At 56.1% G+C, this 14,137-nt stretch carries 9 protein-coding genes; 3 read left to right on the top strand and 6 right to left on the bottom strand.

The genetic code is table 11. From position 1 onward, the window contains the following. Nucleotides 1-1,062: a dipeptide epimerase gene (locus VPK24_RS04495; RefSeq protein WP_393010916.1), complete on the bottom strand. Its 1,062-nt coding sequence runs from the start codon at nt 1,060-1,062 to the stop codon at nt 1-3. Between the two features lie 279 nt (nt 1,063-1,341). Here VPK24_RS04495 and VPK24_RS04490 point away from each other — a divergent pair, with 279 nt between their 5' ends. Both VPK24_RS04490 and VPK24_RS04485 read left to right on the top strand, forming a co-directional pair. Then, nucleotides 1,342-2,190: a (2Fe-2S) ferredoxin domain-containing protein gene (locus tag VPK24_RS04490; protein WP_393010915.1), complete on the top strand. Its 849-nt coding sequence runs from the start codon at nt 1,342-1,344 to the stop codon at nt 2,188-2,190. A 399-nt stretch (nt 2,191-2,589) separates the two neighbouring features. Further along, entirely contained in the window at nt 2,590-2,976 is a 387-nt protein-coding gene (locus VPK24_RS04485) for a hypothetical protein (protein ID WP_199312387.1), read from the top strand. Nucleotides 2,977-3,016: 40 nt separating this feature from the next. Here the strand turns inward: VPK24_RS04485 and VPK24_RS04480 are convergent, their stop codons facing one another. From VPK24_RS04480 to VPK24_RS04470, 3 genes are all read right to left on the bottom strand, one after another. Beyond that, nucleotides 3,017-3,637 (bottom strand): alpha/beta hydrolase, encoded by a 621-nt coding sequence (locus tag VPK24_RS04480; protein ID WP_393010914.1) that lies wholly within the window; start codon nt 3,635-3,637, stop codon nt 3,017-3,019. Between the two features lie 560 nt (nt 3,638-4,197). Beyond that, the gene (locus tag VPK24_RS04475) at nt 4,198-5,739 is read right to left on the bottom strand and encodes a glycosyltransferase 61 family protein (protein WP_393010913.1); all 1,542 of its coding nucleotides are present in this window, start codon (nt 5,737-5,739) and stop codon (nt 4,198-4,200) included. Nucleotides 5,740-5,964: 225 nt separating this feature from the next. Further along, a complete protein-coding gene (locus tag VPK24_RS04470; protein ID WP_158234356.1) occupies nt 5,965-6,645 on the bottom strand; it encodes a CsgG/HfaB family protein in 681 nt (226 codons plus the stop codon). A gap of 460 nt (nt 6,646-7,105) precedes the next feature. Here VPK24_RS04470 and VPK24_RS04465 point away from each other — a divergent pair, with 460 nt between their 5' ends. Then, nucleotides 7,106-9,070: a sensor domain-containing diguanylate cyclase gene (locus tag VPK24_RS04465; RefSeq protein ID WP_393010933.1), complete on the top strand. Its 1,965-nt coding sequence runs from the start codon at nt 7,106-7,108 to the stop codon at nt 9,068-9,070. Nucleotides 9,071-9,074: 4 nt separating this feature from the next. Here VPK24_RS04465 and VPK24_RS04460 read toward each other — a convergent pair whose 3' ends face one another. Continuing rightward, nucleotides 9,075-12,668 (bottom strand): UvrD-helicase domain-containing protein, encoded by a 3,594-nt coding sequence (locus tag VPK24_RS04460; protein WP_393010912.1) that lies wholly within the window; start codon nt 12,666-12,668, stop codon nt 9,075-9,077. Nucleotides 12,669-12,876: 208 nt separating this feature from the next. After that, entirely contained in the window at nt 12,877-13,680 is an 804-nt protein-coding gene (locus tag VPK24_RS04455; protein WP_393010911.1) for a DUF561 domain-containing protein, read from the bottom strand. Between the last annotated feature and the right edge of the window lie 457 nt (nt 13,681-14,137).

The raw sequence follows: 14,137 nt of genomic DNA, 5'->3' as shown, positions 1-14,137 counted from the left end.
CTAAGGCTCTTCAATGGCGGGTTGATCGCGCCGTTGCACCCCTAGCCCTGGCTCGATCGGGGGCAACAACCGACCACCGGGCGCAATCGCCGCGCCCACAAAGGGATCGTCCATCAAATTCAGATGACTATCCAAGTCCAAGTAATCGGCCCAGGGGCCTAGCTGCAAGGCGGCGGTGTTGGCCAAGGCACTGTCGGAATAGCAGCCAAACATCACTTGCAAGCCACAGGCCCGCGCCGTGGCCACCAGCCCCGTGGCTGCCGTCAGACCGCCGGATTTCATCAGCTTGATGTTGATGCCGTGGATGTGGGGCGCAAGCTGCGGAATATCTCGCTCATCAAAACAGCTTTCATCCACAAAAATCGGGAGGGGCGATCGCGCCTTCAGTTCTGCGAGTTGGGTTTCTTGGCCCACGGGCAAGGGCTGTTCCAGATAAACCACGCCCCGATCGGCTAACCAGCGGGCCATCTCGATCGCCCCGGCCAAATCCCAACCTCCATTGGCATCCACCAAAATCTTGGCCGTTGGGACTTCTGCCAACACGGCTTCCACCAGGGCCCGATCAGCCGCCAACCCCTCGGGGCTACCGAGCTTCAACTTTAGCCAAGGGGTTTCAATCACCGATCGCCACTGTTGAACCCGCTCCCGGGCCGCCACCGGAGAGCCAATCCCGATCGTTACGGAAATGGGCGGAATCCGTTCCCGATCGCCTCCCCACAGTTGCCAGAGGGGCAATCCCGATCGCTTGCCCGTCCAATCCCACAGGGCCAGATCGATCGCCGCCCGCGCCGCCGAGGGCAACGAGCGCACCCGATCGGCAATTTGCTGGCGATCGAGCGGGTGGCAGCCGGCCAGTTGCGGACCGATCGACTCCAGAGCCTTGGCCAAGGCCTCAGTGGTTTGGGCGTGGGCCCCATGCACCACCGGGGAAGCCTCGCCCCACCCTTCGTAGCCCTCTGCAAAAATCCGCAGCCAGAGATTGGTGCTGCCGTGGTTGGTGCCGCGACTGATGGTGAGGGGCGATCGCTTGGTGACCATGAAACGTTCGACGCAAATTTGCATTGCGAGAGAGGAGGGAATAAGTGGCTAAAGGGCAATCCATAACCGATCGCCCCATTAATCAAACGTTAATTCGCCGTTAACCCATCCAACTGTGCGCAGGCAACCTCTTGCAAACTCTTTCAATCACCTTGATGCAAGTGCGCCAAGATCCACTAAACTCTAATTGAATAGTTTTCTCAATAAATCAAGCCTGATGGGCTGAAGCGGGGGTGGCGATCGACGTGCCCCCTTTGTTTAGCCTCCCTTATTGCAAATCTTTCTGGATAGTTGGAGGACTTCGTGAAGCCGTTTTCGTTCGATCGCCCCTTGCATAACGCGCATAATCCTTTCAACTCCGCCACGCCCCCTCGGCTTGGGCTGCAATCGGTCTTTTATCCCTTTAAAAAACGACAATTTTTCCAACTGAGCGGTCGCATTTGTGCCACCCGCACCGACAAGGCCGGCCGCTGCAAGGCGCTTCAACTCGAAACCGACGGACGCATTGAGCAGATCAAATTGGCCAAGCCGTTGCGATCGCGCCTGGGCCACACCCTGCACGTGGGCAGTTGGGTTTCCCTGGCGGGCACGGCCAAATGTCATCCCTACAAAGGGTGGGTGAAGTTCAAGGCCAAGGCCCTCACGGGATCGTCGGTGCAACCCATGGAACCGGCAGGGCGATCGCCCTTCAATCGCTCGGCTAATTTGCCCTGGACTCGGCAACCGGCAGCGCCCCCCACGCGCCCCGCTGCGGCTCCCATGCCCCAACGGGCCCCCTTCACGCCGCCTGCACAGTCCACCTCACCCGATCGGTCATTTGCGCGCCCAACCGATCGCTCCACCAATCGCCCAACCGATCGCCCAACCGATCGCTCCACCACGGGCCCTTCTAACCGTCCCGTCGGCAGAATTCTGATTTGTCAAAAGTCCAGTTGTCGGAAGCGGGGCAGCGATGGCGTTTGCCGGGCCATTAACCAGGCGTTGGCCGATCGGGGACTGAGCGATCGGGTCAAGGTACAAACCACGGGCTGTCTCAAGGAATGTAGCCGCGGCCCGGCGGTGGTGACCCTTCCGGACAAAACCCGCCACACCCGGATCTCGCCCGATCGGATCCCCGAGCTGATTGAAACCCACTTCGGGCAACTGTCTTAGGGGTTGTCTTCCAATCCCTAAGCCCCTTGCGACGACGATTTGGGCATCGAAAATTAACCATTTCCGCTGGATTCCAGGAACAAACGACAGGCCCTAGGGTCTGTCGTCTTCTTTCTGAAACCCTGATGTTTGCGTCGCGCGGCCTGGAGAAACGGAGGCATTGCCCAGAGAACTCGCGCTTTGGTAACTAACCAATGCAAAGTTCTACAGTCTGTTAAAAATTGCGAGCGATCGGTCACAACTCCTTTCCATCTCAGGGTTCCACCGATATTCTGGGGTTCAGAAGCGGTAGATAAAAATCGAGTTGGATCTTCTCGGCGGGGGTGTGTAACATCTCTGCCGATTGTTTTTCTCAGCTCCTCAGCCGTTTTGGATCCGTTTCCCAATGTTTTCCAACCTATGAAGCAGTCGATGATGTCTCTGCCGGCGATCGCCTTGGCCATTGGACTCGGTTTGGCAGTTCCAGTGATTGAAAGCGCGATCGCCCCGTCGGTGGTTTTGGCCCAAAGCTTGCCCACCGGCACATTTTCCGATGGGGAATGGACCGTGCGCATTGCTTACCAAGGCAACGCGCTCACCTACTACGGCCGCAATGAAAATAGCGGGGATTCATTGTTTTTGAGCGGGGCTTCCGTGGGTGGCAATGCCAGCCGCCGCACCTACACCTGGAACAATAGCGGCCATCGCTATCGGGTGAGCTGGCAACCGTCGGATCCGGACACGATTCGGGTGGAAGTGTTTTCGCCCAATGGTCGCAGCATTCTGAATCGACTGCTGTATCGCTAGGGTTGCAAGACCTGGGAATGGTCGCCAGGGTAATGCCCTCTCAAAACAACAGGCGCGATCGCAGTCGGTCTCCCCATTGATTGAGCTGCTCCAGCCACTGACCACCCCGATCGCGCCATTGTTGCCAAGTTTCCGCTAAATTCACCAGTCGATCGACCCGGAGATCCACATTTGGGGTCGGGTACTTTTGCAGTAACTCCAACAGGGAAATTTGACCGTCATTCTCCGCTGCGGCCATCAGGGCCCGGCGGAGATTTTGATGGTTATCGGTGCGCTTGGGCCCTTGCAACACTTGGCTCAACTGCTCCAACAGGATTGCTCCCTGGGAACTGGCCAGGGCCCGATCGAGCAACGCAGGGGGCATGGTCACCCGCTGGGTCAGAATTTGGCGCACCCGATCGGGTCGTTGCTGGCTCAAGATCAAATAGGTTTCCAAATCATCCGAGAGTTCTCCCCGATCTGCCCAAGTCACCAAATCGGTGACCGGTAAAGCTCCCCCCAAAGGGCCGTAGCGGAGGGTGATGGTTTCCGCCGCGATCGCGGGGCCAGTCCCGCCTCCCCAGGTGATCGCGAGGCTGGCGATCGAACCGATCATCCAACGGGCCAGGGCGCGATCGGGTAGCGAGGCGCAATCAACTTGGTTCGGCCAAATCAGCGACAACAGAGAACCTCTAACGCAGTGCCGGTGGGTTGAAATTATCTGCTGCATTTGAGTTATTAGTCTGGTTTGGTACTCATATGTGAAATTGTCAACAATTGCTCTGCAATATCAATTAGCTGATGTAGCTGATACTGAGCTGATACAGCTTTTACCTAGAACGATTGGTACGCCATCTCGCAGATGCTACGGAGCAATTATGAGGTGGGCAGTGCCCACCCTACGGGTGACTGTGCTTAGTAGGCATAAAGGCTGTATATAGACTCTTGCGTAATTGATCTTGCGTGATTTGCATTGCCCTCAAGCCATGCGCAACTACATTACGCAATAAAAGCGCATTCATCAGCACTTGATACTCAGAGTGCGAAATTACACCTTCTGTCACCAACGATTTGGCTAGATAGCTTGGATCAAGTCTTGGTGCAGCCACTCCTTCATTCTCTGCAACAAACCTTACGGTTGTCTCAGCGAGAAACCAGGAATACAGGAATATAAGGAGCGCGAACTCTGGATGTTGCGTTGTTTTCCAAACTCTCAGGGGATGTCAACTGAGCGCTGCGGTGCTAAACCCGCAAGCCTCGTAAACAACGGGCTAGCACGGCACGCACTTCGGCCGATCGCACCCAAAGCACTGGGCTGGTGTTGCCTGGGAGCAAGGGTTCCGCAGGGATCGATCGCCCTTGCAGTCCTGCCAGTTGTGCCAAGGGTTGATAGGTGCGGGAGCCAACTTCCAGGACGATCGTGTCCGGCGGGCAAAGGGGCAGCAGCGTCAGGGCCGGATGACTGGGGGAGACGATCGCCTCGGCCGTTTGAAAGATCCCGATTAAATCTGCCAATGAGCAGGCGGCTGGATCCAGCAAGCTGAACCCCCAACGAGCCAAGTCTTGGGCCACGGCGGGGCCGTTTAACCAAGGGCGATCGCGCCCATCGCTGGCCCAAAGTACCCAACGGCGACGGTTGGGCACAGTTTGCCGAAGCCCAACCAGGGTCGATCGATTCGAGTCTGCTCCCAAGGCCCGCAGAGCGGCCACCCCATAGCTGGAAGGGCCATTGAAGCGGCGCGGCACAATAAGACTGTCGGCTTGGATTTGCAGGTGTTGATCGAGTTCCAGCAGCCGATCGGCGGGAATGCCCAGGCGATCGAGGGTTTCCCGTTGCCAAGGATGGGCTAAGCGATCGACCACAATCGCCGCAAAGGGTTCCCAAAAGGCTCCCCCCTCCGATTCCAAACTTTGCAAAATCTGCAGTCGAGGCAACAGTTCCTGAAACCAACGGTCGATCGCATCCCCCGCGCCGCTGGCCAGCACCGCCACCCGACCCGCCACTTGCACAGTTGGCATGGGTCTGGGCGGTTGCATTTGCAGCCAACGGGGCAAGGCCCCATCGGACAGCTCCAAAATTAACCGTTGCTGGGCATCAAACACCCCCACCATGCCCCGCCAATGCCAGAGGGAGCCATTGTCCACCTGGGCCGCAAAGGGACGATCGTCCAGGGGAGTCTCGGTTTCCAGACGAGTGAGTTGCTCTTGATGGCCCAATCGATCGGCCAGGGCCCAAAGCCAATGATCCGCCAGTCGCCCCCGCCAGCTATCGATGAGCTGAAAGGGAGAATGGGCCAGGCGATCGAGCTGGGCTAACCAACGGCGAGCTTCCGGGCGATCGGGATCCGCCAACCAGGCCCGCAATGCCAAATCTTCCGCCATGGCCAGTTCTCCTTGGGCCGCTTGGGCCTGGCTGGCCGTGAGCAGCAGAGGCCCAGCGGTGGGCCATTGGGGCAACTGAGGTTCCAAAACGGCCCAGGCCGCAGCAGGCCGATCGCGCCGTAGCTCCACCCGCGCCAACGCCAAGGCCGCTAACCCATCTCCCGGGTAGGCTGCCAAGGCTTGACCATAGGCGATCGCCGCGCCGTCCCAATCGCCCGATCGCGCCAAGTCATGGCCCCAAGTCAGTTGCCAGGGAGTGGCAAGCGGCGCGAGGGCCGTAACAGGTTCCTGCACCAGGACAGGAGCCGGTGGGGCAGATTCGGGCGGCGGAGCAGGGGGCGAGACCGGTGGCAGGCGAGAAGCCAACCCCGATCGGCGCGATCGAAACGACGATTTTGCCATGGATTAAGAGGATGTCTGAAAAGCATCTAGTCGTGGGGCAAGGGGCTGAAGCCCCTTGTCTTCGTCGATCGCTGAAACCCGCAAGGTGGCAGTTTTGGCTTTTCAGGCCCCCTAAGAGTCATGGGCTAGGAGCTATGGACTAGGAGCTATGGAACAGGGCGATCGGTTGGAACCCTCATTTGGGAGCATCCGTGAGCACCAGCACAAGAGATCCGCCCAAGCCGCTTAAAACTTCGCTTGAATATCCGTTGCTAGTTTACCAACGGCCTCTTCAACCGCCTTGCTTAACAGGGCATTGCCATCGGCGCTGCTGCTGCTGCCACCAACACCAAACACCGAGCCGCCACCGCTGCGGGAACTGGCCTCCGCTTCCCCCCGCGCCGTGCCCAAAATATCACCCGTGGCCGTGTCCACAATGCGGGCCGACAACTTCACCCGGGCGATCGTCTCTTCCGAGTTGCCTCCAATTCCAAAAGCGCCCCCACTGGCCCGCCGACTTTCCACCGTGAACTGCGTGACCGTGCCAATGATCACCGCATCCACCCCGTTGGCCTTGCCAATTTCCACCGCCCGCGCCGTGCTCACTTCTCCGTCCGTGCGCGCCACTTGGCTGCGATCGGCCACGCGATATTTACCCCCTTCCACCAGCGCATTGGTCACCAACTCGCTCACCCCCGTGCCCGCTGCACCGCCCCGGTAGCTCGACCAATAGCCCGTGTCGCCCGTATTGCCGTAATAAAAATCCAGCACCACAATGCGCTTCTTTTGGGTTTGTTTATCTGTCTGCGCGGCAGTCGCACTGTGGGCCGTGGCCACCGGCAACGCCACCGCCGGCAGTGCGACCCCCGTTGTCAGCAGGGTGACAACCAATGTTTTCGCAAAACCCAGTCCAATCGTTGATTTCATAAAAATGTCCTTGTCGCTCGATCGAGAACTTCCTTGAACAATCCATCGGCATTGGGTCAACGTTTCGTTAATTCGTTAACCAGAATGCAGCGCTGGATGCTGTATAAACGCAACGCCTATCTTAGGCTGGCGATCTTGAGATCGACAATGGGTAAAAATTGGTGAAATCCTTAAGGCTTGTCATTTCTTTGGTGTTTTCCCCAAAGTGGGACAACTCTAGGCGATCGTACATTTTCAAGGCCCTTAAGATTGTGCCAATCAGATCAGATCTTTGAATCAAATTCATGAAAAGATCTATATTGATCGAAAATTAATCTTCTCATTAATTTTTTTTGGATTTATGATTATTAAGCTGTAGAACAAAAGTTGCAAGCTTAAAATATTACAGGTCTGTTATATGCGTTGACACGTAGATAAACATCAAGAGACCCATGAAACGATGAGACAATTTTGGCAACAAATTTTCAATGAGATTGATTCTGATCGCCAGCATCTCTCTGGTCAAGACTCTCTCAAGATTATTGGTTCTAACCTAGCAATCGCCGTTGTTTACTCCCTCTTAGCAACCATTAGCTTAGAATTTATCTCTTTGCCGGGTAAAGTTGCTTCAGTTTGGCTGCCTTCAGGGCTAACTTTTGCCATTTTTTACTATTACAGACTTAAAGCAATCCCCGGAATTATCTGTGGATCAATGTTTGGTCTAATTCCACTATTTTTTGATTGGAAATTTTCTTTTGCGAGTTTTGTTCTTCTCAACTTAGTCTGCACCCTGGCTAACTGCCTTCAGCCCTTGATCAGCACGTGGATTTTTCAGAAGAACGCCACGCTCGATCGCGCCTCCGGTCGAGTGAAATCAGCATCCTTTTTCGTCATTTCAGCGGCCGCCGGGCCCTTCGTATCTGCCACCATGGGCATCACCATTTCCTATTGGATTGGCACAATTACTTGGCAAGACTATGGAGTTTGCTGGTTGTCCTGGTGGCTGGCGAGCACGTTAGCTCACTTAATCTTTACTCCTCCAATTTTGCTGCTGAAGGAATTGGGGTGGCGACGGATTTTTGCGGGGTTACACCAAGCAATGGACTGGAATTTTGAAAGTAGTGCCATTGTGGTTATTACGGCAGCCATTGTCTGGATTGACTTCTTTTATGGCTATCCTTTGGCTTATATTCTCTTTGCAATTTTAATTTGGAGCGTTTTCCGCTTGGGGGAGCTGATTTCAGCATTGGGAGTTGCGATCATTTCCTTAGCAGCAATTATCGCCACTTCTCAAGGAACAGGATCATTTTCTGATCGCACGCCCAATGAATCCATTATTTTGCTGCAATCATTTATCGGAATTCTTGCAATTACGGGGCTGATTTTATCGGCAACGGTTCAAGAGCGCCAAGCCATTCGATCAGATTTGGTGCAAATGCTTGAAACATTGGAAATTAGGATTGAAGAGCGAACTGCTGACTTACGGTTAAGTGAAGCGCAACTGGATGCGTTTTTTTCGGCAGCGCCTTGGGGCATGGGAATTATTGATCATCACTATCGCTATGTGCGGGTGAATCAGGTATTGGCGAAGATTAATAGATTGCCGGAGTCGGGGCATTTGGGGCGCTTGATTTGGGATGTGGTTCCTGGGTTGCGATCGAGTTTGGAGCCACTGTTTCAAGCGGTTTTTAGCACAGGTGATTCGATTTTGAATCAAGAAATTAATGCCCAAATTTCTACTCAATCTCGAATTGAGAATACCTGGCTAGTGTCCTATTTTCCAATTTTTGATATAAATCATCAGCCCTATCGTGTTGGATTTTTGGTAATGGATATTACCGATCGCAAGCGACTGGAATTACAATTAGCTCACCAAGCTCGCATCGATGGACTGACGCAAATTGCCAATCGTCGGCATTTTGATGAAGTGTTGAGATCGGAATGGAATCGATGTTTACGATCGACCCAACCCTTATCTTTAATGCTCTGTGATGCGGATTATTTTAAAAAATATAATGATACCTATGGCCACTTAATGGGCGATCAATGCTTGGCGGCGATCGCTCAAGTTCTTCGGGAACATGCCCGCCGAAGTAGTGATTTGGCGGCACGCTATGGGGGCGAAGAATTTGCGGTTTTGCTACCCAACACGACCCTAGTGGAAGCGGTGCAATTAGCACATCAAATTCGCGGACAAATTCATCAGTTGGCGATTCCCCACAGTGGTTCCCAGGTGAGTAGACACGTGACTTTAAGCATTGGAATTATGAGCCATATTCCCCAGTCGGGAGATGAAATTTCTGATTTGATTGCCGGGGCCGATCGCTCCCTATACGAAGCCAAACAGCAGGGGCGCGATCGAATTGTGGCGCTGCCCTATGAGGCAATCCGGCAACCGTCTTCCTTGGCGGGGGATGTGCCGCGCGATCGCCCCAGTTCTCGGTAATGGCCTAGGTTGAAATGTCCCGTGGGGCCGCATCACAGGTGTCGTGGTAAGGGCAAAACTGACAGGCGGGGCCCGGCGTGGGGTCAAATTGTCCTGCCCGAATTCGTTGGGCAATCTCGATCGCTTGGGCTTGCAGCGGTTGCAGTTGGGGCTGAGTGAACCATTCGATCGGGCGATCGGGATGGCGCAAGTAGACCAGGGCGGCGCGATCGGCCCCCAAGGCATGGGCATAGGCCCACAGTTGCAGTCGGTGTTCGCTGGGCACGCGATCGCGATCGGTCTTGAAGTCCAAAACTCCAGCGGTTCCCACCCAGTCGGCCACCCCATTCAGCCGCAGGGTTTGGCCGTGAGGCAGCGCCAAATCAAACCCGATCGGCACTTCTTGCTGAGCTTGGGAATCGTGGCTCAGGGGCACCAAGGCGGGATCTTGCCAAAATCGATCGGCGAGGGTCAGGGCTTCGCTGACCGCTTCGAGATCCAATCCGGGATCCTGGGCCGCTAGGGTAGCAACATTTTGAATGCGCCGTTCGATCGCCCGGTGAACCAACGTGCCAATCCGGCGCGATCGGGCGGGCCCGTCACCGCTGGGGGGGCGATCGTCCACAATGCGCCAAGCAAACCGCCGGGGACAGCGTGCATATTCCCTGAGCGCCACTACGGGTAATTCATCCAAGCCGGAGGACACCCAACCCCAAAGGGGCTGACCGTCGCCGGGAAGTGGGCGGGGGGCGGTTGGGGGGCAATTGCCCGGAGCAGTTTGGTCTTGGGGGCTTTGGGAATTAGCTTGATTGGTTGGATCGGGCTGATCGGGTTGATCGGTTGGATCAGGTTGATTGGTTGAATCAGGTCGATCGGGAAGATCCGGCGAGTCTGCGGGGATCATCACACAGTCGATCAGCCAGCCTTGGGCCTGGGCTACCCCTTGCACCCAATCCCAAGGACGGAAGCGATCGCCCGTTTCGTCCTCGCTGGTTTCGGGTTTGTCCGATTTGTCCGGTTTCTCAGCCTTTTCAGCCTTTTGTTCATGCCAAGGCAAATTGGCGCTCAGGAGCAACCGATCGCGGGCCCGAGTCAAAGCAACGTAGAGTAATCGGCGGGTTTCCGCCTGCTCCGCTTCCCGATCGGCCGCTGCCAGCAAGTGCCACAGGGCGGGAATTTGCGGATTTTCCTGGGGTTGGTCACGCCACTGGAACACGAATCCCAAGTCCGCGCTCATTCGCCAAGAAGTTGACTGTTGGAAATCTCGCTGGGGATTCAGATCCGGCAACACCACCACCGGCCATTCCAACCCTTTGGACGCATGGATGGTCATCAGGTCAATGGCGTTACCGGCTTCCAGGGGCGATCGGGCAAAGAGGGTTTTGAGGTCACCAGAATTCAGCCGGCGCACGGTTTCAATGCGTCGCAACCGCCGCACCACGCCAAAGGTGTCGCCCACCCCTTCCTCCAATTGGGCGATCCAGTCGGCAAAGTCGCGCCAATCCCGCAGGCGGCGGGCCCCGTCCGGTAAGTTAGCGATCGTGGCACTGTAGCCCGTGGCTCGATCGGCCCGGTGCAGCAACTGGGAGGGCAGTTCCCGCCGCCGATCGCCCCGCCAGCGCCGCAACTGCTCCACCGCCCGCTTCAGGGCCTGTTGATCGCCCTCGTCCAACTGATTGAAAGTCGCTGAATCGGTGAGCAACTCTTGCAGAGCGGCCCACCAATTGGGCGATCGGCGCGGGGCGGGGGATCCATCGGGGGTGGCGGGTTCCGGCGCTGGAAACTGGCGGCTGACCGCGAACAGGGCCCGATCGCTGACTGCAAACCAAGGACTACGCAAAATCGTGACCAGGGCCACGCTATCTTGCGGATCTGCCAAAAACCGGAGCAAAGCGGTTCCATCCTTTGCCTCACGGGTATCCAGCAAGTCGCCGGAGCAGAGATTCACCGGCAACCCCGCCGCCGTTAGGGTTTGGGCAATGATGCTCAGTTGCCGATGGGTGCGCCCCAAAATTGCAATGTCGCGAAATTCCAGCGGGCGAGGGGTTCCTAAGGCCTTGTCAAAAATCAGCAATCCCCGATCGACCCAATCGCGCAATCGTTGACCGATCGCCTGGGCCTCAGCCACCCGCCGGATCGCAACCTTCTGCGCCTTGCTGGTGGCCGCCACCGCCAACAGGGTCACGGGGCGATCGAGCGGTGGTTCTGCCCGATCGCCCCGCAAGGGTTGGTGCAACTCGTTCAACAACGGCTCACAAAGCGCATTCCCAGCGGCCACCAAATCCCGATGGGTGCGGAAGCTCTGGGACAAACTGACCCGATCGCCCTCGGCAGAGCGGGCCAGGCGATCGCACCAATCTTGAAATAGCCCCACTTCTGCCCGGCGAAACCGATAGATTGATTGCTTGCCGTCGCCAACGATCGTCACCTTTGCCCGATCGTGTTGCAGGCGATCGAGCAAGGCGCTTTGCACCGGATTTGTATCTTGAAATTCATCCACCAAAAATGCTTGCCATCGCTGACGATAGTAGGCTTGAACTTCCGGCATTTCCAACGCCTTGAGGGCATACCATTCCAGATCGCTAAAGTCCATGAGCCGGGCTTGCTTTTTCGCCACTTCCAAGCGAGAACGCACCCAACCATAGACTTGGCGAATAGTTTTCAGTTTTTCCTCAAAGCGATCGTCAACTTCTCCTAATTTGCAAAGAATGGCTCCTTCTTTCAAGGCCTGGTTAATCTGACCTCTCACAGCCTTCATCGCTGCTTTGACGGATTCTAAAAGATCCGCAGAATCCCAATTTTTCTTGCTGCCTCGTCCTTTACTAAAATCAATCGCCTTTGCCCAAGTGGCCCATTGATCGGAATTGCGATCTTGGGCGATCGCATCCATTAATTCTAAAATTCGCTGCCGATTGCCCTCGGCTCCGTCTCCGGGCTTTCCAGCCCATTGGGATAAAAACTGTTGTGCCGATTGCCAACTGGGAGCATTCACCAGCCGATCGAGCGCTGCTTGTCGCCAAATTTCGACCTGTGTTTCCCAATCGGCGCGATCGCGCTGCAAGGCCTGTTCTGCCGTATAGCGATCGGCTAATAATCCTTCCAAAATAGGGCGCAAAGTGGAATAGGGCACAGCCGCATAATGCGACTCTGGCAGCTCATCTAACGCCAAATCTAACTGTTCCTTTTGCCAAAGACTCGTTTCCCAAGCCTCTTGAATCGTGAAGTTGGGCGCTAATTCTAAATGGTGCGCTTGTTCTCGGCAAATTTGTCCCGCCACGGCATGGAAAGTGTTCACGGCCGCCGCTTCCAAATCGGCCAATAGGTCACAGCCTGGCCAGCGATCGTAGAGTTGGGTCAGGGCTGATGGATGGCCACTGGCCAGAGCTGCGGCTTCGGTGGCCAAAAGCTGTTGCAAATCCTGCCGAATGCGCGATCGCAACTCCTCCGCCGCTTTGCGGGTGAAGGTGACCGCCACAATCTCGATCGGGGAGAAGCCAAATGCCGTCACATGGTACAGGTAGCGTGCAGCCAGCATGTGGGTTTTGCCCGTGCCGGCCCCTGCCAACACTGCCACGCTCTGGGGTGCTTCCGCGGCCCGCCGCTGATCAGGAGTGAGCATCAATGATCCCGCCGTTGCTAAATGGGTGGATGATCGCGATTGATCCTATCAAATCAGAAAAACAAGACCAAAAAAGCCACCCTTGAGAGGCGGCTTCTGTGCTCATTTTTGAGGTTTGGGAAAATCAGCCATCCGTGAGGTTGCTGGCTGAGCTTAGGCTCAATCCCGATCGCCCACCGCAATTGGCAGCGATCGGAACTCTGAGGCGCTAGTTCTCGGTGTCCAAAGCTGTACCAGTGCCAGTGCCTGAGGCGGCTTGCAGGTTCTTAGTGCCCAAAGCTGTGCCAGTGCCCGTCAACGACTCAACGATCGAGCGCACAGCAGCCACCATAGCGATTTCACTGTCCAGCTTGTTGATGGCCGAACCCACGCCCACGCCCGCAGCACCCGCCGCGATCGCCAGGGGAGCCGTCACCGCCGAGATCCCCGACGCGCAAAGCACCGGCACGGACACCGCGCGGCTGATTTCGTAGGCAGCGGCCAGGGTGGGAGCCGCCTTTTCAATCAAGCCCAAGCTACCGGCATGGACGGGTTGGCTGCTGGTGCCACCTTCGGTTTGGATGATGTCTGCGCCAGCGGCCACCAGGGCTTCCGCCAGGGCCACTTGCTCATCGAGGGCCAAAATGTGGGGAACCGTCACCGACAGCAGCACATCGGGCAGCAGGCGGCGGGTTTCTTGGGTCATGGCCAACACTTCGGCGGCTTCAAAGCGAATGCCTTGGGCATAGAAGCTGTCAAAGTTCCCGATTTCAATCAGGTCAGCGCCGGCCGCCACGCAGTCCACAAACTTGGCGGGTTCCACGGCAGACACGCAGACGGGCAAGCTGGTGATCGCCTTAATCCGTTGCACCAAGGCGGGATCGGCGGCAATGTCCACGAAGGTTGCACCGCCCAGCTCGGCTGCCTTGACGATCGCTTCGACCCGATCGCCGTCGAAATTGTTCAAACCAGCGATCGCTTTCAAGGCTTGGCCGCGATCGAGGGCGGATTGCAGTTGGGACATTGCACTCATAGGTTCACCTGATTAGCGTGATTTGCAGATGTCGGCAATTGTATCAAGCGTCTGGTGTATCAAGCGTCTGGAGCGGCAGCGCCCGAATCGACCGTTGGCCCCCAAAGATGGGCAACCGACCATCAATTGAGCGGGTGCGAGGTGGGGCAATAGTTCAGAAATTGTTGACTGATCATGCATCAGCAATAGAGTAAGTATTTTTGCTTATCAAAAAATCATTACAATGCGATCGAATCAATCCGCATAATCCCCATGCCCATTGGTCATGCAAAACCTTAGTCTATCGACTGCAAACTCTGAAAATCCGAGTAATTCATCGGAGATTCGCGTAATTACAGCACTTTCCAGTGCTATGAGGTGCAGTAGCAGCAATGAGCAAACCAGTTTCTGAGATATTGGGGATCAATTAATCGAAGAGCAACCGCCAGCAGTTGATCAAGCATTGCGGTAGTGGTAG

This window comes from Limnothrix redekei LRLZ20PSL1 (assembly GCF_043235035.1).
Lineage (GTDB): Bacteria > Cyanobacteriota > Cyanobacteriia > CACIAM-69d > CACIAM-69d > CACIAM-69d.
The sequence above is the reverse complement of the archived record's forward strand: the minus strand, read 5'-3'. Positions and strand labels throughout refer to the sequence as shown.

What these genes read in the sequence shown, in the direction of transcription:
- VPK24_RS04495 (WP_393010916.1), bottom strand. Translation starts at nt 1,062, where the DNA reads ATGCAAATTTGCGTCGAACGTTTCATGGTCACCAAGCGATCGCCCCTC.
- VPK24_RS04460 (WP_393010912.1), bottom strand. Translation starts at nt 12,668, where the DNA reads ATGCTCACTCCTGATCAGCGGCGGGCCGCGGAAGCACCCCAGAGCGTG.
- VPK24_RS04455 (WP_393010911.1), bottom strand. Translation starts at nt 13,680, where the DNA reads ATGAGTGCAATGTCCCAACTGCAATCCGCCCTCGATCGCGGCCAAGCC.
- VPK24_RS04485 (WP_199312387.1), top strand. Translation starts at nt 2,590, where the DNA reads ATGAAGCAGTCGATGATGTCTCTGCCGGCGATCGCCTTGGCCATTGGA.
- VPK24_RS04475 (WP_393010913.1), bottom strand. Translation starts at nt 5,739, where the DNA reads ATGGCAAAATCGTCGTTTCGATCGCGCCGATCGGGGTTGGCTTCTCGC.
- VPK24_RS04470 (WP_158234356.1), bottom strand. Translation starts at nt 6,645, where the DNA reads ATGAAATCAACGATTGGACTGGGTTTTGCGAAAACATTGGTTGTCACC.